Annotated in this window: 25 protein-coding genes; 12 read left to right on the forward strand and 13 right to left on the reverse strand. The window is 37.2% G+C overall.

What is annotated here, in order from left to right; all coding sequences use genetic code 11:
• Nucleotides 1-16 precede the first annotated feature (16 nt).
• The 4 genes from ACWNCI_RS04530 (at nucleotide 17) to ACWNCI_RS04545 (ending at nucleotide 5,742) form a co-directional block, all read left to right on the forward strand.
• Nucleotides 17-871 carry a helix-turn-helix domain-containing protein gene (locus tag ACWNCI_RS04530; protein ID WP_449387345.1) on the forward strand — a complete coding sequence of 285 codons (855 nt, stop codon included), beginning with the start codon at nucleotides 17-19 and terminating at the stop codon, nucleotides 869-871.
• 66 nt (nucleotides 872-937) lie between these two features.
• A complete protein-coding gene (locus tag ACWNCI_RS04535) occupies nucleotides 938-2,152 on the forward strand; it encodes an MFS transporter (protein ID WP_449387346.1) in 1,215 nt (404 codons plus the stop codon).
• Nucleotides 2,153-2,553: 401 nt separating this feature from the next.
• Nucleotides 2,554-3,825: an NAD(P)/FAD-dependent oxidoreductase gene (locus tag ACWNCI_RS04540; protein ID WP_449387347.1), complete on the forward strand. Its 1,272-nt coding sequence runs from the start codon at nucleotides 2,554-2,556 to the stop codon at nucleotides 3,823-3,825.
• Between the two features lie 72 nt (nucleotides 3,826-3,897).
• Nucleotides 3,898-5,742: a chloride channel protein gene (locus ACWNCI_RS04545; protein WP_449387348.1), complete on the forward strand. Its 1,845-nt coding sequence runs from the start codon at nucleotides 3,898-3,900 to the stop codon at nucleotides 5,740-5,742.
• 73 nt (nucleotides 5,743-5,815) lie between these two features.
• On the opposite strand, the gene ACWNCI_RS04550 is transcribed toward ACWNCI_RS04545, so the two are convergent.
• Both ACWNCI_RS04550 and ACWNCI_RS04555 read right to left on the reverse strand, forming a co-directional pair.
• Entirely contained in the window at nucleotides 5,816-6,625 is an 810-nt protein-coding gene (locus tag ACWNCI_RS04550) for an anti-sigma factor (RefSeq protein ID WP_449387349.1), read from the reverse strand.
• 1 nt (nucleotide 6,626) lies between these two features.
• On the reverse strand, nucleotides 6,627-7,196 hold the full coding sequence (locus ACWNCI_RS04555; RefSeq protein ID WP_244428630.1) for an RNA polymerase sigma factor: 570 nt from the start codon (nucleotides 7,194-7,196) through the stop codon (nucleotides 6,627-6,629).
• 273 nt (nucleotides 7,197-7,469) lie between these two features.
• Here ACWNCI_RS04555 and ACWNCI_RS04560 point away from each other — a divergent pair, with 273 nt between their 5' ends.
• The 4 genes from ACWNCI_RS04560 (at nucleotide 7,470) to ACWNCI_RS04575 (ending at nucleotide 10,066) form a co-directional block, all read left to right on the forward strand.
• Nucleotides 7,470-8,039, forward strand: a complete 570-nt coding sequence (locus ACWNCI_RS04560) for a fasciclin domain-containing protein (RefSeq protein WP_042721591.1) — start codon at nucleotides 7,470-7,472, stop codon at nucleotides 8,037-8,039.
• 80 nt (nucleotides 8,040-8,119) lie between these two features.
• Nucleotides 8,120-8,827 (forward strand): ferritin-like domain-containing protein, encoded by a 708-nt coding sequence (locus tag ACWNCI_RS04565; RefSeq protein WP_449387350.1) that lies wholly within the window; start codon nucleotides 8,120-8,122, stop codon nucleotides 8,825-8,827.
• Between the two features lie 25 nt (nucleotides 8,828-8,852).
• A complete protein-coding gene (locus ACWNCI_RS04570; RefSeq protein WP_449387351.1) occupies nucleotides 8,853-9,659 on the forward strand; it encodes a ferritin-like domain-containing protein in 807 nt (268 codons plus the stop codon).
• A 257-nt stretch (nucleotides 9,660-9,916) separates the two neighbouring features.
• Entirely contained in the window at nucleotides 9,917-10,066 is a 150-nt protein-coding gene (locus ACWNCI_RS04575) for a hypothetical protein (RefSeq protein ID WP_449387352.1), read from the forward strand.
• 137 nt (nucleotides 10,067-10,203) lie between these two features.
• Here ACWNCI_RS04575 and ACWNCI_RS04580 read toward each other — a convergent pair whose 3' ends face one another.
• From ACWNCI_RS04580 to ACWNCI_RS04605, 6 genes are read right to left on the reverse strand one after another with little or no spacing between them, the layout of a single operon-like run.
• Nucleotides 10,204-10,911: a DUF421 domain-containing protein gene (locus ACWNCI_RS04580; RefSeq protein WP_449387353.1), complete on the reverse strand. Its 708-nt coding sequence runs from the start codon at nucleotides 10,909-10,911 to the stop codon at nucleotides 10,204-10,206.
• A 24-nt stretch (nucleotides 10,912-10,935) separates the two neighbouring features.
• Entirely contained in the window at nucleotides 10,936-12,237 is a 1,302-nt protein-coding gene (gene bioA / locus ACWNCI_RS04585) for an adenosylmethionine--8-amino-7-oxononanoate transaminase (RefSeq protein ID WP_449387354.1), read from the reverse strand.
• Nucleotides 12,238-12,263: 26 nt separating this feature from the next.
• Nucleotides 12,264-13,265, reverse strand: coding sequence for a biotin synthase BioB (gene bioB / locus ACWNCI_RS04590; RefSeq protein WP_449387355.1), 1,002 nt, complete (start codon nucleotides 13,263-13,265; stop codon nucleotides 12,264-12,266).
• On the reverse strand, nucleotides 13,262-13,915 hold the full coding sequence (bioD, locus tag ACWNCI_RS04595) for a dethiobiotin synthase (protein WP_449387356.1): 654 nt from the start codon (nucleotides 13,913-13,915) through the stop codon (nucleotides 13,262-13,264). The genes bioB and bioD overlap by 4 nt, the downstream gene beginning before the upstream one ends.
• Before the next feature lie 21 nt (nucleotides 13,916-13,936).
• Nucleotides 13,937-15,052 carry an aminotransferase class I/II-fold pyridoxal phosphate-dependent enzyme gene (locus tag ACWNCI_RS04600; protein WP_449387357.1) on the reverse strand — a complete coding sequence of 372 codons (1,116 nt, stop codon included), beginning with the start codon at nucleotides 15,050-15,052 and terminating at the stop codon, nucleotides 13,937-13,939.
• Nucleotides 15,045-15,668, reverse strand: a complete 624-nt coding sequence (locus ACWNCI_RS04605) for a hypothetical protein (protein ID WP_449387358.1) — start codon at nucleotides 15,666-15,668, stop codon at nucleotides 15,045-15,047. The genes ACWNCI_RS04600 and ACWNCI_RS04605 overlap by 8 nt, the downstream gene beginning before the upstream one ends.
• A gap of 65 nt (nucleotides 15,669-15,733) precedes the next feature.
• On the opposite strand from ACWNCI_RS04605, the gene ACWNCI_RS04610 reads away from it, so the two are divergent.
• From ACWNCI_RS04610 to ACWNCI_RS04625, 4 genes are all read left to right on the forward strand, one after another.
• Nucleotides 15,734-17,218, forward strand: a complete 1,485-nt coding sequence (locus ACWNCI_RS04610; protein WP_449387359.1) for an aminotransferase-like domain-containing protein — start codon at nucleotides 15,734-15,736, stop codon at nucleotides 17,216-17,218.
• 63 nt (nucleotides 17,219-17,281) lie between these two features.
• Complete coding sequence (locus ACWNCI_RS04615) at nucleotides 17,282-18,310, forward strand: ligase-associated DNA damage response exonuclease (RefSeq protein ID WP_449387360.1); 1,029 nt, start codon at nucleotides 17,282-17,284, stop codon at nucleotides 18,308-18,310.
• A gap of 135 nt (nucleotides 18,311-18,445) precedes the next feature.
• Nucleotides 18,446-20,026 carry an ATP-dependent DNA ligase gene (locus ACWNCI_RS04620; RefSeq protein ID WP_449387361.1) on the forward strand — a complete coding sequence of 527 codons (1,581 nt, stop codon included), beginning with the start codon at nucleotides 18,446-18,448 and terminating at the stop codon, nucleotides 20,024-20,026.
• A gap of 70 nt (nucleotides 20,027-20,096) precedes the next feature.
• Nucleotides 20,097-22,544: a ligase-associated DNA damage response DEXH box helicase gene (locus ACWNCI_RS04625; RefSeq protein ID WP_449387362.1), complete on the forward strand. Its 2,448-nt coding sequence runs from the start codon at nucleotides 20,097-20,099 to the stop codon at nucleotides 22,542-22,544.
• Here ACWNCI_RS04625 and ACWNCI_RS04630 read toward each other — a convergent pair whose 3' ends face one another.
• The 5 genes from ACWNCI_RS04630 to ACWNCI_RS04650 all read right to left on the reverse strand — a co-directional run bounded on the left by ACWNCI_RS04630 (nucleotide 22,545) and on the right by ACWNCI_RS04650 (nucleotide 25,747).
• Nucleotides 22,545-23,048 (reverse strand): N-acetyltransferase family protein, encoded by a 504-nt coding sequence (locus ACWNCI_RS04630; RefSeq protein ID WP_449387363.1) that lies wholly within the window; start codon nucleotides 23,046-23,048, stop codon nucleotides 22,545-22,547.
• Nucleotides 23,049-23,089: 41 nt separating this feature from the next.
• Entirely contained in the window at nucleotides 23,090-23,668 is a 579-nt protein-coding gene (locus ACWNCI_RS04635) for a Crp/Fnr family transcriptional regulator (RefSeq protein WP_449387364.1), read from the reverse strand.
• A 187-nt stretch (nucleotides 23,669-23,855) separates the two neighbouring features.
• Nucleotides 23,856-24,287, reverse strand: a complete 432-nt coding sequence (locus ACWNCI_RS04640) for a DoxX family protein (RefSeq protein WP_346985396.1) — start codon at nucleotides 24,285-24,287, stop codon at nucleotides 23,856-23,858.
• A gap of 56 nt (nucleotides 24,288-24,343) precedes the next feature.
• Nucleotides 24,344-25,219, reverse strand: coding sequence for a GTPase Era (gene era, locus ACWNCI_RS04645; RefSeq protein WP_346985395.1), 876 nt, complete (start codon nucleotides 25,217-25,219; stop codon nucleotides 24,344-24,346).
• Nucleotides 25,220-25,345: 126 nt separating this feature from the next.
• Nucleotides 25,346-25,747 (reverse strand): hypothetical protein, encoded by a 402-nt coding sequence (locus ACWNCI_RS04650; RefSeq protein WP_449387365.1) that lies wholly within the window; start codon nucleotides 25,745-25,747, stop codon nucleotides 25,346-25,348.
• Between the last annotated feature and the right edge of the window lie 259 nt (nucleotides 25,748-26,006).

A 26,006-nucleotide genomic window follows, 5' to 3' on the forward strand; every position in this document is an offset into this window, starting at 1 on the left:
CCACAATTTAATTGACATGGCGAAGACTGAAATACTTTTTCACCGGGATGAGCTGAAATCTGCAGGCATTGAAATCATTACTATGGAAGGACTTGAATTTAAAGAAAAGGTTCCCCATCGTGATGACCATTTTATGTTGATTATTCAGGAGAAAGGAAGTTTTACTTTGGAATTGGATTTTCGTAAAGTTATTTTATCAGGACCCTCACTATGTTATATTGCCCCAGGCCAGGTACATCAATATCTGAATCAGGAGAATAACGAAGGTTGGCTTATTTTTATAGAAACTTCTTTGATTGCCAAACCTTATCTTGAAATTTTAAATACATGTCTTAACGCTTATCAGACTTGCCAGATTTCATCGGATAATCTTATTTTTAATTTTGTTTCTCTTTTCAGATCTATTCTTATAACGCAAAAAGAAGCTTTTAGTGATTCAATTACAATATCTCTTACAGACGGTCTGTTGGGAATGTTTATTCAAAATTTACTGCAAAACCGAAAACCTGAAAATCTAATTGGAGGGCAGAAATATAAAACCGTAGTTGAATTTAAACATCTGGTTCAGCATCAGTACAAGAAACTCAAACAGGTAAAAGAGTATTCTGAATTACTGAACATTACTCCGCTTTATTTAAATGAAATGGTAAAAGAAATAACAGGATTTTCTGCGAGCCATTGGATCAGGGAAGAAATTATTCTGGAAGCGCAGCGGCTTTTGTATTACACCGATCTGGATATTAAGCAGATTGCCTATCAATTAGGCTATGACGATCATGCTTATTTTTCAAGATTCTTCAAAAAGAATACCGGCAATACTGCTTCCCAATTTAGGATTAAAAAACATCATTTGTCCAATGATCCCCTTTAATTAGCCATCGATCCTACTTCTTCAGCACTTTAATTTTGTCACCGTAAATAATAAACATAAAACGGTATGACACAAAAAAATACAAAACCAGTCACAACATCCGGCAAAGAAATTATTCAGACACAAAGATCACTGACGAATATTCTCTATCCTCTTATCTTTTCTGTCTTTGCAGTCTATCTTACTATGGGGATCTCTCTGGGAGTATTACCGGGATTTATCAAAAATGATTTGCAATTCGGAAATCTTGCCATTGGAATAACGATTGGCCTGCAGTCGTTGGCTGCTTTGCTCACGAGAGCTTATGCAGGGAAAATTACAGATACTTTGGGAGCAAAAGTAAGCAATCACCGGGGTGTCTTCTTAATTTTTATGGCGGGCTTACTCTACATTTCCGCCGGCTTTTCAGTAGGTTTTCCTATGTTGGCTTTAGGCTTACTCATTATTTCAAGAATTATTCACGGAATTGGAGAAAGTATGCTCGTTACAGGGGCTTTGACCTGGGGAATCGGGCTTCTCGGAGTCCAAAATTCAGGAAAAGTAATGACGTGGAACGGTATAGCCATGTATGCAGGAATAGCGTTAGGTGCCCCTCTGAGTATTTGGCTTAAAGATCAGTCCGGGATTATATTTCCATTTGCTCTGATTACTCTTTTGTCGATTGTAAGCTTGCTGCTAACCGGCAAACTGGCTGTTATTTCTGCTGATGCTTCGCATATTCGTATTCCATTTTACAAAGTAGTTGGTAAAGTGCTGAATCAGGGACTGGCGTTGGCCTTTTCATCAATGGGTTTTGCATGCATTGCTTCATTTATAGCATTGCTTTTCGCAGATAAAAACTGGAGTGGTGCCTCGTTAGGATTTCTTTGTTTTGGCGGATTTTATATTGCCACAAGACTTTTTTTTGCTTCTTATCCGGATAAATTTGGAGGATATAAAGTCGCAATGGTGTCGTTTGCTGTTGAAATTATAGGGCAATTGCTCATTGGGTTTTCAACTTCAGGATGGATGGCAATTGCAGGCTGTGCACTGACGGGGATCGGCTTTTCTTTGGTATTTCCGGCGTTGGGAGTATTGGCGATCAAAAAGGTTCAGTCCCAAATGAGAGGAACTGCGTTAGGAGCCTACTCCGCATTTTTTGATCTTTCTTTGGGGGTAGCCGGTCCGGTAGCCGGGTTGATTGCGGGTTGGTTTAATTATCAGTCAATTTATATTTTCGGAGCAATAAGCGGTTTATCTGCAATTCTTATTTTATTTAAAGAAAAGAGTTCCGGACGGTAATAATAATCCTGAAGTTAAATTTTAAAGAGATGAATTAATTGCATTCATCTCTTTGTTTTTATTCAGAAAGTAAATAACAATTTGTGCTGATAAATAACCAAAGCTGTTCTCCTTTAAAACCTGCGCACCTTTTCAGTAAAACGTAGGCAGGTTTTGGGTTAAACCTGCTTACCTTTCAGGCAAAACCTGCTCACGTTTTTACAGGTCCATAATGTTGAAATGAGAATAATGTGTATTAATTGGCTGTAAATAAGTATTTTATGCTTGTTTTAATGTTGAATATAAAACGTAAGAAAAAACATCACTACAGCTCCTACATTAATCTTAAATGAATTAATACCACATGGCCGTTTTTTGGCTTTATTCTTGGACTGATTCATGCACCATTTCAATATATATTTATGAAAAAGCATATCGTTATTGTCGGCGGCGGATTCGCAGGAGTTAATCTGACTAAATCTCTGGTTAATGACAGCCGTTTCAGAATTACACTGGTAGATAAGAACAATTATCACTTCTTTCCACCGCTTATTTATCAGGTGGCTACTTCTTTTATTGAAGCATCCAACATCAGCTATCCATTTCGTAAAATGATTTCCAATTATAAAAATGTGAATTTTCACATGGGAAGTCTGGTAAAGGTGGATCCGGAACATCATATTCTTGAAACAGACAGCGGTACCTTAAAATACGACTATCTCGTACTGGCACTGGGAACAGAATCTAATTTCTTTGGAATGGAGAATGTAAAGAAATGTGCTTTACCGATGAAAACGATCGATGAGGCACTTTATCTGAGAAATTATATGTTGCTGACACTGGAAGAAGCCGCAAAAAATAAAAATGTAAAAGAAGCTCAGAAACTTCAGAATATTGTGATCGCCGGCGGAGGCCCAACCGGTGTAGAGCTAGCTGGCATGATCGCCGAAATGGGAAGCTACATCGCCGAAAAAGAATATCCGGAAATAAAACTGGGACTTTCCAGTATTTACCTTATTGATGCATTACCGACACTTCTTTCTCCAATGAGTAAAATGGCGCAGGAAGCGGCTTATGAAAGACTTAAGAAGTTGGGAGTAAAGATCATTCTCAATACGGCCGTGAAAGATTATGTCGACTGCAAAGTTATTCTCGCAGACGGACAGGTCATCGAAACAGAAACCCTGATCTGGACTTCAGGAGTTATAGGACGCGAGGTTCCGGGCATTCCTGAAGGAAGTATCGGTAAAGGAAGAAGGTTGCTGGTAGATGCCTACAATAAAGTAAACGGAACCGCCAATATCTATGCTTTGGGCGATATTGCCTTACAGCTTACTGAGGAAAAATATCCTAAAGGCCATCCCCAACTGGCTCAGGTCGCCATTCAGCATGCTAAGAACTTAGGAAAGAATTTCAAAAGAATTGAAGACGAAAAAGTTCTGATTCCTTTTGAATATAACGATAAAGGAAGTATGGCTATTATTTCCAAGTTCAATGCAGTGGTCGATTTGCCGAAGTTTTCATTTAAAGGATTTTTGGCTTGGCTCACATGGCTTTTTATTCATATCATTCCGCTTGTAAGTTTTAGCAGCAAAGTGCGGCTGGCGTTCAATTGGTTGCGACTTTTCATTACCAACAATCCTTCAATCCGATTGATTTTAAGGCCGAAAAGAAACACTGCTGAACACTCATGATTTTAATATTCATGATATATTTCATAAATTTACGGAGCTGTAAATATTCTTTTACGGTATAAAATCTCAAAAGTGAATATTCATCATAAGAAAAAGTTTCTGAGCTTTCTTAAGTTTAAAAGAGACTTTCAGAAGTACGGACTTGAAAAAGCGCGCAGTTACGAACTCATTCTTCACTGGCTCAACAACAGATTAAGCAGAAATCAGTTTCTGGTACTGTCAGGGATTCTTGTGGGCTGTACTGCAGGTCTGGCCGGTGTGCTTCTGAAGTCGTTGGTTCACGCGATTCATCATTTTATTACCACGAAAGTTCATTTTGAGTACCAGATTCTGTTTTATATTATTTTTCCTTTTCTGGGAATTGTTTTAACGACAAGCATCGTTCTGACGATATTTAAAGGACAGGACAGAAAAGGGATTGGTGCTATTTTATACGAAATTGCACAAAACTCAAGTATCGTTTCTTCGGTAAAAATGTATTCACAGATCGTGCAGAGTGCTGTAACGGTTGGTTTAGGAGGTTCGGCAGGTCTTGAAAGCCCGATTGCGGTGACAGGTGCTGCCATAGGGTCAAATTTTGCCCAGACGTACCGTTTAAGTTATAAAGAACGCACGCTTTTACTTGCTGCCGGTGCTACTGCCGGTATTGCATCTGCTTTCAATGCACCGATTGCGGGTATCATGTTTGCTTTTGAAATTTTGCTTACAGGGGTGGTTTTTACAGATTTTATTCCGCTTGTTGTGGCTGCAGTCTGTGGAAGCTTGCTGTCGAGAATCCTTCTTCAGGAAGATGTGCTTTTCAGGTTTTATACCAGGGAAGCATTTAATTATAAGAACGTCCCGTACTACCTTATTTTAGGAATCGTTACCGGTTTGTATGCGCGATATTTCGTTATTATTTCTCAGAAGGTTGAACATTTTATAAAAAAATTAAAAATGTCGAGGCTGCGCAAGGCGATGTTTGGCGGTGCAGTTCTGTCGTTATTGTGTGTTCTTTTTCCACCGTTATTCGGGGAAGGATATGAAACGGTAAAAGCTTTTACCAATGGCGATATGCACAGAATTATAGAAAACAGCCTGTTCCGTTATGTTGAGATCGGCGATTTTACGATTATTGTATTTCTGATTCTAGTATTATTGTTAAAAGCATTTGCCACTTCTTTCACTATTTTCAGTGGCGGAAACGGGGGGAATTTTGCTCCTTCTCTTTTTGCAGGCGGAACAGTAGGTTATTTATTTGCGATTATTTGTCAGCATATAGGATTTCCTGATGTACCGGTGACAAATCTCGTTCTGGTAGGAATGGCTGGTGCGATGAGTGGTGTCATGTACGCTCCGCTTACTGCGATTTTTCTTATTGCTGAATCTAGCTTCGGATATGATCTTTTTATTCCGCTGATGATTGTTTCCATTATTTCTTACCTGATTGCGAAATGGTTCTCTCCTATCTCCCCGGAGTTGAAATCGCTGGCTGATCAGGGTAAAATATTTACCAATAAACATGATAAAAACATCTTATTTTCATTAAAAACCGAAGACTTTATTGATCGTTATTCGCAGGCTATTAACGAGAATGCACCGATTGCAGAATTATTTGAATTGGTAAAGAACGGAAACAAAAATATTTTTGCGGTAGTTAATGATGATAAAATCTTGCGTGGAATTCTGACTTTAGATGACATCCGTCCGTATCTGTTCACCAATGATGAGGTTTCTGTATCAATGAACCAGATCATGAAAGCACCTCCGGCTATTATTCATCCTGAAAATCAGCCCTTGGAAATCCTTCAGGCATTTGATGACACCGGAGTATGGAATCTGCCTGTCGTAGATGCTCAAAACAGATTTATCGGTTTTATCTCGAAATCGACTATACTGATGAGCTACCGTCAGATCTTAAAAGGATATTCTGAGTAGATTTATAATTTAATCAATAAAAAAGATCAGCATTCGATTTGCTGATCTTTGTATTTTATGGTAAGTCAGGAGATTATATTTCGCCCATGACGTACATATTTTCCATAGTGGGAACAGGGCTTCCTCCCTGTTTTTCGAGCGTAATGGCAAATGCCTGCGCTTTTGGAATATTGGCAAGCGCAACTTTACTGTCTTTTTCTTCGGAGTACATTCCTGCACTTACAGGTTTACCGTCGGCGATCGCCCACAGCTGATACTGCATTCCCTCAGGAGCTTTCGGCAGACTTTCCGCATTGAGATAAACTTCTTTTGTTTTGGTATCCCAGAAAACCATTGCTTTGGAATCTGTGTGCTTTTCCACGCCTTTCAGCATAACCATTTTCATATCAGGATTAGAAACCATTCCCATTTTCTGATTCATCTTTTGCATAGCGAGATCCTGATTTTTCTTTTCAGTTTCCATTCTGGCAATTTCCTGTCTGGTCTTTGTCTGGTCATTCATCCAGAAAATATTTCCTGCAACACTGATCAAAAATAAAACGGATGCGGCCACGGCATATGCTTTCCAGTTGCTGTTTCCCTGAATTCTTATTTCGTCCTGAGGTTTTGCGGCGGGAATATCTACAGAAACGGCGGGTGCTATCTCTTCAGGAGTCTGTTCCTGCTGAATTTTGTTCCAGATCTTTGTTCTGAGATCGTCTGGAGGTGTTACAGCCTGCGCTGTAGCGAGATCTTCCAACGTTTTCTGTGCTTCTTCGAAAGCAGCTTTCACTTCAGCATTATTCTTCATCACACACTCCAAAATGCCTGCTTCTTCTGGAGAAGCAAGACCTAGAATATAAGATTCTATAATTCCGGATGATATGTATTCTTTAGTGTTCAATTTATTGATAATCTTTTAACAAATCTTTTAATTTCATCAATGCATTCCGCATCTTGGTTTTTACCGTTCCCAGGGGAATCTTCAGCTTTTCTGATATTTCGTTCTGAGTGTATCCCTGATAATAAGCCAGATCGATAAGTTCTTTTTTATCGCTTTCCAGACTTTCCAGCACGTTATTGAATCCGATAAAATCGGATGAGTCGTTTGTCGTGGAAAGTTCTGCAGAATTATATACGAAATCAGGTAACGATTGGTTTTTAAGCTCATTCTGAAAGCCTTTAGACTTTAAATAATCTATCGCTGTATTTCTGGCAATATTGATCATCCAGGTATAAAACCTGCCTTTTGAAGAATCATATTGTTGAATGGAGTTCCAGATTTTAACGAAAACATCCTGAATAATTTCTTCGGTATAGTCTTTTGACTGAACGATTCGGAGAATAACACCATAGAGCGCACCGGAATAATGGTCATACAAATAATGAAAACCATTCTCGTTTTTCTCTTTTAGCAAAACGATCAGCTGCTCTTCCGAATACTGTGTTTTAATAGTTGATATTTTTCTTTCCAAATGTAATAAAATAAAACAGATAATAAGCAATACTTACACCATCATTTAAAATCTTAATAAAATTAATGAAGTGTTTAAAAATCTTTAAGATAAATATAAAATCATTTAAAATTTAATAATTAGGTTTAAGTGATTTTAAGTTTAACGTAAAAATAATTGATTGACTATTAATTGGTTATAATTTATTTGAAAAAAAATAAAACTAAAATGAGAACGCTCTCGTAAATGGATTTAGAAACAAATTCAAATACATATTAACTTAAAAATCAAAAAATGAACACTAGATCAAAAATCGCAGTTTTTAGTATGGTAGCTTTATCATTTGCATTCAGTGGTAAAATGTCTGCCCAGATGATGAAGGAGAAAACAGTTATGGTGGGCGGAGCGCCAATGTATCCATCTAAAAACATTATTGAAAATGCCGTAAATTCTAAAGATCATAAAACTTTAGTAGCAGCGGTAAAAGCAGCAGGATTGGTTGAAACATTGGAGGGAGCAGGTCCGTTTACCGTATTGGCTCCTACTGATGCGGCTTTCGCAAAACTTCCGAAAGGCACAGTGGAAAATCTTGTGAAGCCTGAAAATAAAGCAATGCTTACCAAAATTCTTACCTATCATGTTTTACCGGGAAGATATAGCGCAAAACAAATCTGGGCGGCCGTAAAAGCAGGAAACGGGAAAAGCATGATGAAAACCGTAGAGGGCGAAGAACTTACTTTCTGGACGAAAGGCAAAGATCTTTATGTAAGAGATTCTAAAGGCAAAGATGCAAAAGTTACCATAGCTGATGTTAATCAGTCAAATGGAGTGATTCATGTTATAGATACGGTTTTGATGCCGTAGTGGTTTTAGTTGAAACAGCATATTATGTATGCTGTTTTTTTATATTCTTTATGATAAAACAACACTTAAACAATATTATTATGAAAAAAACTATTAATGTTTCTAATCAGGGAGTCACCCTGGATACAGGCAGAAGAAATTTTTTGAAACTGAGCGGCGTAGGGCTGGCAATGGCAGGACTTACTCTGATCGGTTGTGACGATAATGAATTCGATTTCATGGAAACCAGCGTCTTCGATCTCGGTAAAGGTGATGTTGGCGTTTTAAACTATGCTTACGCACTTGAACAGTTGGAAGCTGATTTTTATACCAAAGTGGTCAATAATTTCTATTCCGGGATTTCAAACGCGGAAAAACAAATTTTCACAGACCTTTATCATCATGAGGTTATTCACAGAGATTTTTTCAAAGCTGCGATCAGCGGGGCAACGTCTAATGTTCTGCCAACACTGGAGTTTCAATATCCGAATGTAAATTTTAATGACAGGAATTCTGTTCTGGCTACGGCAAAAGCGCTGGAAGATACAGGAGTAGCAGCGTATAACGGTGCCGGGAAATATATTACCAATGCAGATTATCTTGTGATTGCCGGAAAAATTGTTTCCGTAGAAGCAAGGCATGCTTCAGCGATCAGAAACCTTATCAATCCCGGAAGTGCAGCATTTTCAGGTGATGATGTTATTGATGCTAACGGTTTGGATCTGGCAAAAGAACCTAAAGATATTGTGATGGTGGCCGGAGGATTTATAAAAACTCCTTTCACATGGAAAGAACAGGGAATCGGATAATTTACTCACTTCAAAAATTTACATTATGAACATTCTTAAATTACTAGATAAGCTTTCTGACGATAAATTCTTTACTACAGAAGCCTCAAGATTAGATACTCTTACCGGGATTTCCAAATTCGGAAAAAAAGCAGCTATTGCTTCTATTCCATTGGGATTAGGCGCTTTGATGACTACGCCTGCAAAAGCAGCACCTTTAAATGGAGATAATACCTTTAAAAGTGCCTTGACTGATGCGCTGCAATTAGCACTGGTTCTTGAATATCTTGAAAATGAATATTATGCAATCGGCCTTTCTACAGCCGGTTTAATTCCTAATGCAGACAGAACGGTTTTCATGCAGATTTCCAAACATGAGTCAGCTCATGTTACATTCCTGAAAAATACATTAACTTCACTTGGTGTAACTCCCGGAGCGAAGCCTACATTTGATTTTACGGCCGGGGGGAATTTTATGCCTTTCGCCGATTACAATCAGTTTCTGGTGTTGGCTCAGGCATTTGAAGATACCGGAGTTCGTGCCTACAAAGGACAGGCAGGAAATGTAATGTCAAACAAAACTGTTTTGCAGGCAGCTTTGCAGATTCACTCTGTAGAGGCTAGACACGCATCGCAGGTAAGAAGAATGAGAGCAAATAAAGGCTGGATAGAACTGGCAGATGGTGGCAATATGCCTCCTGCAACCAACCCTGTTTATGCAGGAGAACAGAATACTAACCAGGCAGGCTTTAATACTGCGATGGCTTTCGGAGCGGCAGCGGGTTCGGCAGCCTATGACGAGATTTTAACAGGAAGCGAGGCTCAGACAATTGCATCTTTGTTTATTGTTTAAAGCAGATTTCTTAATGTTAGGTGTGATCCCTTTCTCTTTCGGAAAGGGATTTTTGGATATTTTTTTAATAAGTAATTTATATAACAAACTCCCCGTAAAGAGGAGTTTGTTGCCTTTTAAAACTTGAAATAATATGGAGTGTAGTATATTATTTCAAAAGTACATAGTCTTGCATAGTTTATTTATGATTACAATCATATAGCTGTTTATTGAAATCACGTTTGTTTTGATTCTTTTAAATTTTGTAACTTTAATGTATGAAAACAAAGGAATGCTCTTCTGTTCAGGAAAAGAAATTATCTGACGGGGAAGGAATCAAAAAAACAGTAAAAGTGTTTACTGTAAGTGTTTTGGCGTTACTTGCGCTTGGGTTTTTTACAACTTCACAGAAACTGAATGCAGGATAAAAATAAAATTTTTATATTTTATAAATAAGTTTTATTTTAAGTTTTGACATATATATATTTTTATCTATATTTGTGAATCGAAATAATTTTTTTTCATCATTTGTGTTTTTTTAGGCTCCTTTTAGGGGCCTTTTGTTTTATGTAATCCTTTTTCTATTGCTGGATGTTACCCATTCTTCCTTTTTACACTTCGGGCAGCTGCCTGCTTTTCCCGAATGTTTTTCTTCGGTATGACCGCAGAATGTACACGAATAATATGCTTTTTCTTTAATAACATATAAGGGGTTGCTTAACGAACCGGGCATAATCGGAAGGCCATATTTTACTTTTCCATCTTCAAAATAAAAAACGCTTATTTCTCCTGAAACCTCCTCAATGGCCTGCTCAATCTGACCGAGTTGCGAAATTCCTTTCAGTCGTAATTCTGCAAAAAACTCATCACTTCCGAGATTTTCTTTTTTAAAGTTTTCAATAGAAAATTCTCCGTTTTCTATAAGGCAAATTGATCTGCCTTCTACCAACGTTTCAAATTTCTTGCTTTTTCCGATGAGATAAGTCACAATCGTGTACATTAAAATAATGAGTACAAATACAAGAATTGAAGATATAATGCCCACTTCCCTGTAGAACATGGGATCTCCTGCTGCCGATCCTAAACCGATGATAACAACAAGTTCAAAAAGTGAAAGCTGCTTTACTCCCCTTTTTCCTAAAATTCTGAGTCCGAAAATAATCGTTACGAACATAATTATTGTCCGAAGTGCAATTTCGAGAAGGAAGGACCATTCTTCCTGTCCCATCAGAAGTTCTTTCCAGTCAAACTTTAAAAGAAATACGGATAACATATTGTAATTATTTTACTGGAAAATTCAAATAACAAGCCAAGAAGTAATCTTAATTTTTAAATATTTATTATCTAAAACTTCTATAATCTGATGATAAATATAATCCAGCTCTTCAGATGTAATGCAATAAGGTGGAACCAGATACATTATGTTTCCCAAAGGGCGGAGGATAATTCCTCTTTTTAAAAATTCCTGATACAACATTTTGCCGATGTCATTAAAGTAAGAAGTTTTTTCACCGCTCACAATTTCCCAGGCCAGAATTGTTCCTGTTTGTCGTACATTTTCAACTTTTGAATGTCTGCTGAGAATTTCTGAAAATGCCGAATGTTTTTTAACAATAAGATCAATATTGTTGAGCGTTTCAGCCTGTAGCAAAAGTTCCATGCTTGCCAACGCAGCTGTACAAGCCAGTGGATTAGCCGTAAAAGAATGTCCGTGGAAGAGTGTTTTATATTGATCATCTGATAAAAATGCTTCAAAAATTTTTTCAGAACAGCTGATAATACCCATTGGCATTGTACCGCCTGTCAGTCCTTTAGAAAAACACATAATATCAGGTTGTTCTGAAAGATGATCAGCGGCAAAAAGCTTTCCCGTCCTTCCGAAACCGGTAAAAACCTCATCCTGGATCATCAGAATTTTCTGTTCTCTGCAGAATTTCATTAATTCTGACAAATCTTCCGGCTTATGCATCAGCATTCCTGCTGCTCCCTGTACAAGCGGTTCGTAAATGAAACATGCTATCTCATCTGAAATACTTTTGATGAAAATCTTAAGATCGTCAAGATTTTCCGAAGTCGGAACATCAATAAAGATCACTTCAAAAAGCATTTCCCCAAAAGGATTTGTCCACACACTTCTTCCGCTTACGGACATCGCTCCGAAAGTGTCGCCGTGATAAGCATTTTTAAAAGCAAGAATTTTTGTTTTTTTATGTTTTTGATTGTAAGCGTATTGAATACACATTTTTAAAGCAACTTCTACCGCGGTAGAACCGTTATCAGAATAAAAAAATTTCTTTTGATTTTCCGGCAGAATTTTCAAAAGATTTTCAGAAAGCTGTATCGCCGGTTCATGAGTAAATCCTGCGAAAATAACCTGTTCCAAAGTATGCAGCTGTTCGGAAACTCTTTTTGCAATGTAAGGATGTGCATGGCCGTGCAGCGTTACCCACCATGAAGAAACTGCATCTATATATTGATTTCCTTCATCATCAAAGAGATAAATACCTTTTCCCTTTACTATCGGAATGATATTATCAGCCGTTTTCATCTGGGTATAAGGATGCCAGTTGACAGCTCTGTCGCGTTCGGATAAATTCATAAGTATTTTAAAAAACTAACAATTAACTATTCACCATTCACTTTTTCAGCACATTGTTTTTCTTTCACCATTGGTTTAAGCCCCAACGTTCTCAGCATTTGTAAATCTTCTGAAACTCCAGGATTTGGAGTAACAAGTAATGTTTCTCTTTCCCCTGTAAAGATGGAATTTGCTCCTGCCATAAAACACCAGCCCTGTTCAAATTCTGTCATTTCAATCCTGCCGGCACTTAAGCGGATCATTGAAGAAGGCATAATGATTCTTGCTGTGGCAATCATTCTTACCATTTCCCACGTATCCGTTTTCTCATTGTTTTCAAGTGGTGTACCTTTTACCCTCGCTAAAGCATTTATTGGAACTGATTCCGGGTGCTTTGGCATTGTTGATAGCGTTAAAAGCATGGAAATCCTGTCGCCATGAGTCTCTCCCAAACCGATAATTCCTCCTGAACAGACGGTAATACCCGCTTTTCTTACATTGTTGATGGTATTGATTCTATGATCAAAAGTTCTGGTAGAAATAATTTCGTCATAATATTGCTCGGAAGTATCCAGGTTGTGGTTATAAGCATACAATCCGGCTTCCTGAAGTCGAATAGCTTGTTCTTCCGTTAGCATTCCCAAGGTACAGCAAACTTCCATTCCCAAGTCATTGACTCCTTTTACCATATCAATGACCCTGTCAAAATCACGATTATTTCGAACTTCTCTCCATGCCGCGGCCATACAAAATCTGGACGAACCGCCTTCTTTTGCTTTTCTGGCGTGTTCGATGACTTTTTCCGTTGGCAGTAATGCCTGAACTTTGATATCGGTGTGATATCTCGCTGCCTGTCCGCAATACGAGCAGTCTTCGGGACATCCGCCGGTTTTTATCGATAGCAAAGTTGACATCTGTACTTCTTCCGGATTATGCCACTCGCGGTGTACTGTTGCTGCTTTGTATATAAGTTCCAGCAACGGCAGGTGATAAATTTTCTCAATTTCCTCTTTTGTCCAGTCGTTTCTTAGTGTTAATGTATCTTTCATAATTCTTCTAATTGTTTTGTTGCAGCTTCAATTTGTTCTTTTGTTATTTCGTTTAAATGAGGAATTTTTATAATTTTTGTTTTTTGATGAATATTTTTAATAATAATTCTCTCTGTATCAGGTGGAAAATTTCCATTAAGAATTAAATACTTCAGTTTAATTTTTCTTTGATGTAAAATCATCATCGACAATAAAGTATGATTGATGCAGCCTAAATAATTCTTTACGACAAGTGCAACCGGAACATTAAGTTTTTCAATCAAATCAATTATAAATTCATTATCATTTAATGGGACCATCAGCCCTCCTGCCCCTTCGATGATCATATTGTTGTTGGTTTCAGGAATTTTAAACTTATTTAAATCAATTTTGATCCCTTCTTCCTTTGCAGACTGATGGGGTGATGCCGCTAGCTGAAATCTGTACGTTTCAGGATGGCAGACTGTATTTTTGCCGGCCCAGTTTTGTATCTTCATAGTATCGGAAAAATCCAGATCACCTGATTGCAAGGGTTTCCAATAATCTGCTTTGAAATATTTCGTTAAAATAGCTGAACAGACGGTTTTTCCTATTTCGGTACCAATTCCGGTAACGAAAAGTAATTGTTGATGGCAATTTTGTATTTCTGATTTTTTATCTTGTAACATCATGTTCTATTGATCGATAGTAATTCATTTTAAATAAAAATCTTTAATAATCTTAGTTAAACCAATTATTTCTTCCGTTTTGTTAAAACTATGCAGGCAAATTCTGAGTCTTTCCGTGCCTTTCTTCACTGTCGGGCTGAAAATGACATATGTTAAAAATCCTTGATCTGATAAAGTATTTCTTAATGCTTTTAATTGGTCATTGTTGGGAATAATTACAGCTTGTATCGGACTGTTTTCATGGGAAAGAGTTTTTATTTTCTGTTCGCGAAAGATTTTAATGTTTTCCTGAAGCTGAGTTAATAATTTGCAGTTTCGACTTAAAAAATGATATCCTTTAAAAATGCTCATCCATAGAAAATCATGTGATGAGGTTGTATAGATAAAAGGTGAAGCAAAGTTGACGAGATAATGTTTTATCAGATTATTCGTAAGAATTGCCGCTCCGTGTGTTCCGAGTGCTTTTCCATAAGTCACAACTGTTGCAAGAACTTTTTTTTGAAGCTGAAGCTGTTCAACAAGACCATATCCGAAAACCCCTAAAGCATGCGCTTCATCTACAATAAGTTCCGCGTTGTATTTTTCTGCGAGTTGAGCAATTTCGGGTAACGGAGCAATATCTCCATCCATTGAATACAAGCTTTCAATTGCGATGTAAATTTTACCTTTCTGTCTTTTCAGAATACTTTCCAGGTGGTCGCAGTTATTATGTTTGAATTTTAACTTTCTGCAATTGGACATTTTGCAGGCATCATGTATTGATCTATGGATTTTCTCGTCAATAATAATCGTATCATGACGTTGCAGAAGTGTTGAAAATAAAGCTAAATTGGCATTGTAACCCGAAGGAAAAAGAAGAGCTGATTCATATTGATGTTCTTTAGCAATGAAATTTTCAGTTTCCGTAACAATAAAAGAGTTTCCGCTGATTAATCTTGAACCGGTGCTTCCGGTTAGTAATTCAGGATTTCCCTGGACTGTTTTCAGTAGTAAATGCTGAAATTCATTATTTCTTGCCAATCCAAGATAATCATTGGAATAAAAATCAATTCCATCTCTCCGGGCTTGTAAAGTTCTTAAAATGCCGTTCTGCTGTCTTTTTTCTAAAGCTTCTTCAAATTGCAGAAAATCCTTAAACATAATTTTCCTGAAAAACTTCCTGTGAAATAGACTTAATCCATTGCTCATGCAGATTATTTTCTATTTTTAAAATATATTCTGCATGAATTTTCCAATCCGGTGAAAATTTATCCAACTGACTGACCATTTCCTCCAAATGGCCTTCTTCCTCAAGAATGATTGATTTTACCATAATTTTTGAAGAATATTTTGTCAGAATTTCCTGATATACAGGATATAATTCATCTGCACGAACCTCAATGGCATAGGTTACAAAAAGATAAGCAGCATATTTTAATTCTTCTTTATTTAAGTGAAAAACTTCTTGTAAATATTTACAAGTTTTAATGTCAAGATTGTGAAGATATTGTCTGGTAGCAATGGATGCAAGCAATTCTTTATTTCTGTAATTTTCACAAATTGATGAAGTAATCTTAAGGATTTGTTTCTTAAGATAATATGCGTGTCGATGTTCTTCTGCAGCATGCTTCAGCTGGATAAGATTTACATCTGATGGATGCTCACAGGCAGAAATTTTCCTGGCTCCTGCATTTTCCATATAAGATAATGTATTCAGCCATCTGGCATGGGTTTCATCATGCTGAACAATTTTTTCTAAAAGATTATAAATTGTCATTTTAATTTGTTTTGGTTCAAAAGTAGTATATTGCCGGATGGTTATATGGTACCAGTTTTAAGATAATGAATAGTCCGGCTGAAATTCCCTATCAAAGTTTTATAATAATTGACAGATTTTCTCAGGTATCTGTTTATATGCAAATTTCAAATCAGCTGATTAATGCCATTCAGCGGGGATTCATTCCATTCGGAACAAAACTTCCGGGAACAAGAACGTTAAGTATCATTCTGAATGTTCACCGCAATACAATTGTAGCTGTTTATGATGAATTGCTGGCCCAGGGCTGGGTAGAAAGCTTTCCTAATAAAGGTACATTCATTATCGGAAAAGATCAGAATAAAGCTGTTGAAATTAAAAATTTTAAGAAAACTCATCTCGAAAATTATCCAAAAACAACAGGATTTTCTTTTAAAACTTCGAATATTTTAGACAATCCTTTTGAACATTCTGAATGTGAATACATTTTCAACGATGGAATTCCTGATATCCGGCTGACGCAGGTTGATCAGTATTCCCGGAACTACAGTTCTATTGTAAAGAGAAAAGCCCATAAAATCGGGCAATACAATTATGACGGAAGTGAATTTTTTAAACAAAATCTGTCACAATACTTAAATTTATCAAGAGGATTGCTGATCTCAAAGAATAATCTTCTCATCACAAGAAGTACGGAGATGAGTATGTACATTGTTTCAGAAATTCTTTTAGCTAAAGGAGATACTGTACTCGTCGGCGAACTGAGCTATTTTTCAGTCAATATGATTGTTCAAAGAACCGGCGTTACAATCTGCTCAGTTCCGATTGATCAAGACGGAATCAACGTTGGTGAAGTTCGAAAAATTTGTGAAAGACAGAAAATCAGAATGTTATACCTTACGCCACATCACCACTATCCTACTACGGTTACGCTGAGTGCAGCCAGAAGACTGGAGCTATTAAATCTTGCTCAGGAATATGGTTTTATCATTCTGGAAGATGATTACGATTATGATTTTCATTATGATAAAAGCCCGATTCTTCCTTTGGCAAGCGCAGATACAGAAGGAATGGTGATTTATATAGGCTCGTTTGGTAAATCATTGGCACCCGGTTTTCGGACGGGCTTTATTGTGGCTCCGGAAAATATAATGGTCGAAATGAGAAAATATCTCGGCATCATCGACAGACAGGGCGATATTCTCATGGAACATGTTCTTGGTGAAATGATTGCGGAAGGAGAGATCAGCCGTTATCTGAAAAAATCTCTTAAAATTTATAAGGAGCGCAGAGATTATTTCACTTTTTTATTGAAAGAAAATTTGGGTGAATACATTGACTTTAAAGTTCCTTCCGGCGGATTAGCTATCTGGACGGAGTGGAAAGTTCCTGTAAACCTGATGAAACTTTCAAGGCAATGTGTTCAGGATAATCTTTTCATTCCAAAAACTTTACTTTACCAAAACCGAAAACTTACCGCTATGCGATTGGGATTTGGAAATCTCAATGGTAATGAAATGGAGAGAGGAATTGAAATTCTTTCAGAGAATATTAAAAAGATTCTGAAATGAGACAAAATCAGCATACTCTATTTTGGTTGGATTTTTGAATATAAAATTTCAAATCTTACATCATTGAAATTAATCACATTCACAAACAAAGGTATTTACTGTCCGCAGGGAAAATTTTATATTGACCCATGGCGACCTGTTGATCTCGCGGTCATCACTCATGGACATGCCGATCATGCCCGCTGGGGGATGAAAAAATATCTTTGCCATCATTTTACCAAGCCGATTTTATACAAAAGAATCAGTGAAGATATCGAATGTCAGAGTGTTGGATATGGTGAAATTGTTAATATCAATGGTGTAAAAGTTTCACTCCATCCTGCCGGTCACATTATCGGTTCAGCACAGATCAGGCTGGAATATAAAGGCTATGTAAGTGTCGTCTCCGGTGACTACAAAGTTCAGGATGATGGACTGAGTACCCCTTTTGAACTGGTAAGATGTAATGAATTTGTCACAGAAAGTACTTTTGGCCTTCCTATTTATAACTGGTTGGAAGTGGATGATTTAAATAAAAAACTTCAGAACTGGGTATTAAGAAATAAAGAAAATCAGAAAACATCGGTGTTTATCGGATATTCTTTAGGAAAAGCACAAAGGATCATGAAAGCAGTTGAAGGTTTGGGAAAAATTCACGTTCACTACTCTATTGGTAAGCTGAATGAAGCTTTTGAAAACGTAGGAATCGATCTTCCTGATTATGAAATTCCTGATTTCAGGGAAAGTGTAAAGCATGTTCAGGGTGAAATCGTGATTGTACCTCCGGCCCTTTTGGACAGTAATGTCATTAAAAAAATTCCGGATGCGGCAACAGCGATCTGTTCCGGCTGGATGCAGGTACGCGGCTCAAGAAGATGGAGAAGCGCTGATGCGGGATTTGCCATGAGTGATCATGCCGACTGGAAAGGTTTGTTGCAGGCCATAAAAGCTACCGAAGCTGAACTGGTGCATGTAACCCACGGACAGACAGAAGTTTTTTCTAAATATTTAAATGAAATAGGAATACAATCTGATGTCGTAGAAACCCTTTACGGTGACGATGATGAAGAGGAAACAGAAAAAGAAATTATAAAAGACGAAAAGCAGTCGTAACGACTATATTTAATACAAGGTTCTCCGCAGCCCGGCTTGAACGGAGCTCTCCCGAAATGTAATGCCAAAGCCCTGGCTCGGGAAGCGGGAGTGGAAGACGGAAAAAGCTGCCCACGAAAATAGACGCAGAAATTTATGAAACATTTTGCTGAACTTATCAACGCTCTGGAAAGTACCAATAAAACCAATGCTAAAATCGATGCCATTATCGACTACCTTGAACGTGCGCCTAACGAAGATAAAGTTTGGCTCATCGCTCTATTTACAGGGAAAAGACCGAAGCGGAATGTCAATACGAATTATATGAAAGAATGGGCGCTGGAAATTACACAGCTTCCTTTCTGGCTGTTTCAGGAGAGTTATTCTTCGGTAGGAGATCTTGGGGAAACAATTTCGCTGATTCTTCCGCCACCTGAAGAAAAAATAGAACGTTCATTATCCGAATGGATGAATGAAATTATCGGACTGAAAAATAAAACCGATCTTGAAAAAAAAGAATTCGTACTCCGTTCATGGAATGGTTTGGATTATACGGAACGTTTGATTTTTAATAAATTACTGGGTGGAAGTTTCAGAATTGGCGTTTCTGATAAGACGTTGATTAATGCGCTGACTAAATTCACCGAACAGGAATCGAGTACGTTAATGCATAGCCTGATGGGAAAATGGCAACCGGAAGAAGTTTCTTTTCGTGAGTTGATTTCCGCTGAAAACATCAATCCGGACAATTCAAAGCCTTATCCTTTCTGCCTTGCTTATCCTCTTGAAAAAGATCTGGATGAATTGGGCGAGCCGGACGAATGGCTTATCGAATACAAATGGGATGGTATCCGTGGACAGATCATCCGTAGGAATGATGAAGTTTTTATCTGGTCGAGAGGCGAAGAGCTTGTCACCGAACAATTTCCTGAAATCAAAGATGTCGTTCAAAATATGAAAGGTGATTTTGTTATGGATGGAGAGATACTTGCGGTAAAGGATGGTAAAGTTTTAAATTTTAATGAGTTGCAAAAAAGGCTGAACAGGAAAACTTTAACAAAGAAAATGCTTTCAGAAATTCCAATTCAGGTTTTTGCCTATGATTTGCTGGAGCTTGAAAATCATGATCTCCGTGAAAAGCCAATCTCTGCACGAAGAGCAATGCTTGAGGAATTATTGTTAAATGAAAATCCGGAAAACATTAAAATCTCCCAGATTATAGAGTTTGATAATTGGGATGAATTAGATCGAATCAGGGAAAATTCCAGAGACATCAACAGTGAAGGCCTGATGCTCAAACAGAAGAATTCCCAGTATCATTCCGGAAGGAAAAAGGGTGATTGGTGGAAATGGAAAATTAATCCGTTGACGATTGATGCCGTGCTGATCTACGCCCAAAAAGGTAGCGGCCGCCGGAGTGCCTATTATACGGATTATACGTTTGCCGTAAAAAACGAAGATAAACTGGTGACGATTGCCAAAGCGTATTCCGGGCTGACTGATAAAGAAATTATGGAGGTCAGTAAATTCGTAAATAAAAATGCGATCGAAAAATTTGGTCCGGTTCGTACGGTGAAAGCAGAGCTTGTTTTCGAGATTGCATTTGAAGGAATCGGATTCAGTAACCGGCATAAAAGTGGTGTGGCCCTTCGTTTTCCGAGAATTTTAAGATGGAGGAAGGATAAAACGGTGGATGAGATCGATGATATTGATGAGATTAAGAAATTGATACAGTAAAATTTAGACGCTAAATTCACAAAAATTATTTTTAAAATTTGAAACGTTAACATAAACAATATTTCAAAGTTTGACAACATTCGAAAATACCGACGGCTACCAAATCATCCAAAACTGGATGATCGATAAAGGTATTTTCCCTTTCAGATTTCAGGTAGAAACCTGGCGTAAGTTCGGAAATGGTTATAGCGGAATGGTAGTTGCTTCAACAGGTTTTGGTAAGACCTATTCTGTTTTTTTAGCCCTGATCTCAGATTTTCTGAACCATCCTGAAAAATATAAAAGAGGCCTGAAAATGATCTGGATTACCCCACTCCGTTCACTTTCAAAGGATATTGCCAAAGCGATGCAGGAAGCAATTGATGAGATCGGACTGGACTGGGCGGTCGGCGTACGGAACGGTGATACGGATCCGAAAGTTCGGCAACAGCAGATTAAAAATATGCCTGAAATTCTGGTTGCCACTCCTGAAAGTCTTCATCTGCTTCTCGGACAGAAAAATCATGAGCGTTTTTTTCAGAATTTACAGACGATTGTTATTGATGAATGGCATGAATTGCTCGGATCAAAGCGTGGTGTAATGGTTGAACTCGGCATCTGTCGGCTCAGAAAGTATGTTCCTAAAATGAAAATCTGGGGAATTACTGCGACCATTGGTAATCTGGATGAGGCCATGGAAGTTCTTATTCCATACGATATTAAAAAAACAAAAATTACCGCTAAAGAAAAGAAGAAAATAGATATTCTGTCTGTCTTTCCGGATGAAGTGGAAATTTTGCCATGGGCAGGACATCTGGGACATAAGTTGGCAGATAAAGTCGTTCCTATTATCCTCAATTCCAAATCCACGATTGTTTTTACCAATACCAGAAGTCAGAGTGAAATGTGGTATCAGCTTCTGCTGGATGCTTATCCTGATTTTGCCGGGCAAATTGCCATTCACCACAGCTCGATAGATGCACATTTAAGGATCTGGATTGAGGAAAATCTCAGTAATGGTAAACTCAAAGCGGTAGTGTCTACCTCATCTTTAGATTTGGGAATTGATTTTAAGCCCGTTGATACCGTAATTCAGATTGGTTCTGCAAAAGGGGTCGCACGATTCCTACAGCGGGCCGGGCGTAGTGGTCACTCTCCTTTTGAGACTTCTAAAATTTATTGTGTTCCCACACATTCATTAGAACTTATTGAGGTTTCTGCATTAAAAGAAGCTGTTAAAAATAATGTCATTGAGCCGAGAGATCCGCAGGTATTGTGCTTTGATGTTCTTGTACAGTTTCTGATGACGTTAGCGATTGGAGACGGATTTTATCCGGACGAGATGTATCCAATAATTAAAGAAACATTTGCCTTTCAGGAAATGACCGAGGAAGAATGGAAAAATATTCTCGATTTCTTAACGATTGGTGGAAAAGCATTAAAAAGTTATGAAGAGTTTCATAAAATTGTCATTGATGAAACCGGTTTATATAAAGTAACATCACGCAGAATTTCTATGCTGCATCGGATGAATATGGGTGTGATCGTAAGTGATGCTATGCTGAAGGTAAAATTTATTTCAGGAGGATATATTGGAATGGTGGAAGAATATTTTATATCAAGGCTAAAGAAAGAAGATAAATTTATCCTCGCAGGACGTGTTCTGGAAGTCGTTATGATTAAGGATATGATTGTATTTGTAAGGGCTTCCAAAGGGAAAGCTTTTGCACCGAGCTACCTGGGCGGAAGACTTCCGTTGAGCTCGAATCTGGGGCAGTTTTTAAGGCAAAAATTATCCGGCGCACTTAATCCGAAATCATCTGAAAAAGAATTGAAATTTCTTCATCCGTTACTGACCAATCAGGAAGAGCGATCTCATATTCCGGACGAAAACGAGTTTTTGGTGGAATTAATTAAAAACCGGGAAGGTTATCATCTCTTTATGTATCCTTTTGAAGGACGTCTGGTACATGAAGTAATGGCTGCCCTGATTGCTTACAGGATTTCTAAACTGGCTCCGATTTCATTTTCAATGGCGATGAATGATTATGGTTTTGAGCTCTTCAGCGATAAGGAAATTCCGCTGAATGAAAATAATTTAGAACAGATTTTAACCCGTGACAACTTAATGACCGATGTTATTTCAAGTATCAATGCCGCAGAGATGGCGAGACGTAAGTTCAGAGATATTGCCGTAATTTCCGGTATGGTAATTCAGAATTTTCCGGGTCAACAGCGTTCCAACAAATCTTTGCAAAGTTCTGCAGGATTAATTTTTAAGGTACTTGAAGATTATGACCCCGAACATTTCCTTGTAAGGCAGGCTTATACGGAAGTTTTTAATATGCAGCTGCAGGAACAGAGATTGGTGGAAGCTTTCAAAAGAATTGAAAAATCAAAAATCATCCTGAAATTTGCCAATTCATTTACTCCGCTGAGTTTCCCGATCAAGGTAGACAGTCTTCGTCAGACACTTTCCAGTGAAGATCTGGATTCCCGAATCAAACGGTTGGTAGAGCAGGCGAAAAAAATCAGATAATCAGTCGATCCTTTTACCCAGAATTATTAATGTTCTTTCTATTCCGTCTAAAACCGCAACATTGGGAAAAGTTCCCCAATTTTCAAATCCGAAATGCCTGAAAAGCTTTAAACTTGGCTCATTGTGCAGGAATATGAATCCCAGCAGTGTTTTGATACCGAAATTCTTCGCATTCTCAATGCAATATTGCAGAACTTTTTTGCCGAACCCTTTTCCCCGGCAGCTTTCGTCCATATAAATGCTGACTTCCACGGTACTGTTATAAGCCGGGCGCCCATAAAATGAAGAAAAGCTGACCCATCCCAAGACATTTTTCTCGTGATCTTCAACCATCCAGAGCGGCCGGCTTTCCGGATTATGCTCATGAAACCAATGAATTCTGCTTTCTACAGAAATATCTTCAGTATCGGCAGTGACCATTCTTGAAGGGATGGTAGAATTATAAATTTCAACGATTTTAGGTAAATCTTCAAAAGCAGCATTTCTGAAGGTCAGTTCTTCCATAAAGCGACGGCATTTATTTGCAAATATACCCAAAGATTTTTCTATTCATCAACATTGTTTTCTTTGATTTTTTCAAGGGTTTCATTTAAACTTTTAACCGTAATTCCCAGGTAAGCGGCCATGTCTTCTTTTGAAATCTCCATTTCTTTTGATTTTAATTCCAGGAGCTGAGTCAGCGTATGTTCTGTAGCCCGAAGCTTCTGGTAAGATGCCCTGCTTGAAGTATTTACCATACGTTCTGCAAAAACATCAAGGAGAAAACGATTCAGCTTTAATTCATTTTTAAGTAAAGTCCTGAAATATGGGATGGGCATCGAATATACGGTCACTTCGGTCATGGCTTCGATCGTGCACAGGCAGGAAATATTTTTTATAACTTCAATTTCACCGATGATTTCACCTTTGCCGAGAAACTCAACAATGTACTCCTTATCATTTTCTTCCACAAAATAGCATTTGGTAATTCCCGTTCTGATGAGCATTATTTTAGTGGAAGATTCATTTTGAATGAGGATTTTATCACCTTTACCGTAAGAGGTCAACGTGATATTTTCTTTGTGAGACTTCTTGCTGTACAGCTTATCAAAATAGTCGGAAAATGGTTGATTGGTTCGCAACATAGGATTTTTGGTTTGGTGATTAATTTTTGAATCCTGAAATTACAAAATCTAACTTTAACTTGTTATGAATTCAATCAATACAGCGTTTTCGATCATTCATTTATTACGCCAGGAATTTTTTTACCTTTATATAAAATCATTACGGCAAACAAAAAAGCAGCAAAATTTGCTGCATGTATTTTATTGATTACCAGTCACTGGCTCTTTTCCTCTTTTCGATCATGTAATCTACAGATATTTTTCCGGGACCAAAAGCCATGAGAAGCAGATATACTGAAAGATAAATTAAGCTCATTTCCCGTTTCTCAAAAGGATCGGCTCCGTGAACAAAAAAACCTGCAATAATCATTGTAAAGATCAGAAATCCTAAAGCAACTCTGGTGAAAAGACCTAAAATAAGAAGAATTGAGCATACAAATTCTGCGAAAACAGTTAGTGTTAAAGATATCGTGGGCCCCATTCCTAAAAAATCATAGAACTCAATATTGCCACCTTCCAAAAGCATCTGAAGTTTCGGAAATCCGTGAGACAGCATTGCGAAGCCAATAAATACTCTTACTATTAATAAAATAATATCTTTAAAAACTGAATTAGAATTTGTACGGTTCAAATAGTTCATTAAGCTAAAATTTAAATTAAATATAATGAAAATCTTTTAATACAGCGGTTTTTAATCTATCGGTATCCGAAGTTCTTCAGATCTCTGTCGTTTTTTCTCCAGTCTTTTTTCACCTTTACGAAAAGATTCAGGTGAATTTTCTTGCTGAAAAATTTTTCAAGATCCAGTCTTGATTCGGTTCCTACTTTTTTGATTGCTTCTCCTTTATGACCTATCAGAATTCCTTTCTGCGTATCTCTTTCTACGTAAATAATAGAATCAATAAAAATAATTCCTTCTTTTTCCTTAAACTGTTCTGTTACAACTTCTACAGAATATGGAATTTCTTTATCATAATTCAGTAAGATTTTTTCACGGATCGCTTCGTTTACAAAAAATCTTTCCGGTTTATCAGTATATTGATCTTTGTCGTAGTATGGTGGATTTTCCGGAAGTAATGATTTTAATTTAGGTAAAATAATGTCTGTATTAAAAGCATTTAATGCAGAGATGGGAAGAATTTCCGCTTTGGGAATTCTCTCATGCCAGGTTTCTACCAGCTTTTCAAGACCTTCCTGATTGGTCTGGTCTACTTTATTCAACAGCAATAAAACTGGTACCGGGATTTTATTAAGTTTATCGATTAAGAATTCTGAAGGTTCAGCTTTATCGGTAACATCCACGATAAACAGGAAAACATCTGCGTCCTGAAGAGAATCCTTCACAAAATCCATCATTTTTTCCTGTAAGCCGTATTTCGGATCCAAAACTCCCGGAGTATCGGAGAATACGATCTGCAAATCTTCTTCATTATAAATTCCAAAAATCCTGTGGCGTGTCGTTTGTGCTTTCTGGGTAACAATGGCCAGCTTCTCTCCCATCAGCTGATTGAGTAAGGTCGATTTTCCGGCGTTCGGTTTCCCGACGATATTTACAAATCCTGCTTTGTGCATAAAAATTATATTGAGCTGCAAAGTTAATAAAACAAATCTGGTCTTTCGGTCTATTCTCGAGATTTAAAATGATAAGCCCCCGAAAACACTTTATTTCCGGGGGCTTTTTCAATTAAATATATACTTTTATCTGTTGTTGATATCTACTGTTACCGGCATTACATAAGTATAAGCAACCATATTTTCAGTTAATTTTTTACGGTCTACTTTGTAAGGCAAGTCACTTAAAACCGTTTCAATTTCCTTGTTTACATTTTTGCAGTCACCACTGGCATGTACATTCACTATTTTACCCTTTTTGGAAATATCAAATTTGACTACGGAGTTCACTACTCCCTGCTTATAATCTGTATTGGTAAAATCAAAGTTCTCTATCAATTGGGTTCTTATATCATTAAAAGTCTGATTCTTAATCAGCTGTATTTCTTCAATCGTATTGTTTACACGACTTTGCGCTTTGGCTGTACTAAAGATCACTGTGCCTCCACAAATGATTAAGGCAATAAATATTTGAATTTTATTTTTCATAACGCTTTGGTTTTAATGTCATTAAGCTTTTTTTTAGCTGTCTCTATCAAAGGTATGAAAAAATTCATATTAAATTCATGTTTAGTTAATATTCAGTTAACATTGAAAATTAATTTATTGATTTACAGTTAATTAATTTTTAAGAATGATTGAAATTTAATATTGGAGAATTAATTTGGTAACAAAAAAGGTCTGAAATAGATAAATTCAGTATAATCAAAGTGTACTACTTTAATATTATTTAATTCATACTGTTTAA

The sequence above is a fragment of the Chryseobacterium lineare genome, assembly GCF_977014045.1.

Coding starts and splice junctions, on each gene's coding strand:
- ACWNCI_RS04530 (WP_449387345.1), top strand. CDS start 17: ATGGCGAAGACTGAAATACTTTTTCACCGGGATGAGCTGAAATCTGCA.
- ACWNCI_RS04535 (WP_449387346.1), top strand. CDS start 938: ATGACACAAAAAAATACAAAACCAGTCACAACATCCGGCAAAGAAATT.
- ACWNCI_RS04540 (WP_449387347.1), top strand. CDS start 2,554: ATGAAAAAGCATATCGTTATTGTCGGCGGCGGATTCGCAGGAGTTAAT.
- ACWNCI_RS04560 (WP_042721591.1), top strand. CDS start 7,470: ATGAACACTAGATCAAAAATCGCAGTTTTTAGTATGGTAGCTTTATCA.
- ACWNCI_RS04565 (WP_449387350.1), top strand. CDS start 8,120: ATGAAAAAAACTATTAATGTTTCTAATCAGGGAGTCACCCTGGATACA.
- ACWNCI_RS04570 (WP_449387351.1), top strand. CDS start 8,853: ATGAACATTCTTAAATTACTAGATAAGCTTTCTGACGATAAATTCTTT.
- ACWNCI_RS04575 (WP_449387352.1), top strand. CDS start 9,917: ATGAAAACAAAGGAATGCTCTTCTGTTCAGGAAAAGAAATTATCTGAC.
- ACWNCI_RS04580 (WP_449387353.1), bottom strand. CDS start 10,911: ATGTTATCCGTATTTCTTTTAAAGTTTGACTGGAAAGAACTTCTGATG.
- bioA (WP_449387354.1), bottom strand. CDS start 12,237: ATGAATTTATCCGAACGCGACAGAGCTGTCAACTGGCATCCTTATACC.
- bioB (WP_449387355.1), bottom strand. CDS start 13,265: ATGAAAGATACATTAACACTAAGAAACGACTGGACAAAAGAGGAAATT.
- bioD (WP_449387356.1), bottom strand. CDS start 13,915: ATGATGTTACAAGATAAAAAATCAGAAATACAAAATTGCCATCAACAA.
- ACWNCI_RS04600 (WP_449387357.1), bottom strand. CDS start 15,052: ATGTTTAAGGATTTTCTGCAATTTGAAGAAGCTTTAGAAAAAAGACAG.
- ACWNCI_RS04605 (WP_449387358.1), bottom strand. CDS start 15,668: ATGACAATTTATAATCTTTTAGAAAAAATTGTTCAGCATGATGAAACC.
- ACWNCI_RS04610 (WP_449387359.1), top strand. CDS start 15,734: ATGAATAGTCCGGCTGAAATTCCCTATCAAAGTTTTATAATAATTGAC.
- ACWNCI_RS04620 (WP_449387361.1), top strand. CDS start 18,446: ATGAAACATTTTGCTGAACTTATCAACGCTCTGGAAAGTACCAATAAA.
- ACWNCI_RS04630 (WP_449387363.1), bottom strand. CDS start 23,048: ATGGAAGAACTGACCTTCAGAAATGCTGCTTTTGAAGATTTACCTAAA.
- ACWNCI_RS04635 (WP_449387364.1), bottom strand. CDS start 23,668: ATGTTGCGAACCAATCAACCATTTTCCGACTATTTTGATAAGCTGTAC.
- ACWNCI_RS04640 (WP_346985396.1), bottom strand. CDS start 24,287: ATGAACTATTTGAACCGTACAAATTCTAATTCAGTTTTTAAAGATATT.
- era (WP_346985395.1), bottom strand. CDS start 25,219: ATGCACAAAGCAGGATTTGTAAATATCGTCGGGAAACCGAACGCCGGA.
- ACWNCI_RS04650 (WP_449387365.1), bottom strand. CDS start 25,747: ATGAAAAATAAAATTCAAATATTTATTGCCTTAATCATTTGTGGAGGC.